At 33.2% G+C, this 304-nt stretch carries 1 protein-coding gene (cut by a window edge); it reads right to left on the reverse strand.

Annotated elements, in window-relative coordinates; genetic code table 11:
* Positions 1–223: 223 nt before the first annotated feature.
* A protein-coding gene (locus tag B3C18_RS16820) for a carboxypeptidase regulatory-like domain-containing protein (protein WP_422653616.1) crosses the window boundary here: on the reverse strand, positions 224–304 show its final stretch. Its footprint extends 1,356 nt past the window's final position; the window shows 81 of its 1,437 coding nt (coding positions 1,357–1,437); the start codon falls outside the window, past its right edge; it ends in the stop codon at positions 224–226.

A 304-nucleotide genomic window follows, 5' to 3' on the forward strand; every position in this document is an offset into this window, starting at 1 on the left:
AAGATAATCCCTTTTTTTAATTCTCGGGGTTATACTATTTAAAATTGAATATTTGACTCGCAAAAAAAATTCGGCAGGTTTTTTAAGCGCTGCCGAATTTCCTGAGTAAAATTGGTTATAAAAATTTTGGCTCCTAAAAGTTACTCCCAATCGGGCATTGAAGTTCCTGAGAATAATAATGTTCTTGAATTGAGAACTCCGATGGTTGTTTTTACTATATTTTTTACTGAAATACCATCGTTAGAGGTATTGGTAAATATGAGTTCTGCTTCGTTTGGTGAATAGCGAACATCAAGATCGTTTG

Source organism: Flavobacterium sp. UBA7680 (genome assembly GCF_002482975.1).
Lineage (GTDB): Bacteria > Bacteroidota > Bacteroidia > Flavobacteriales > Flavobacteriaceae > Flavobacterium.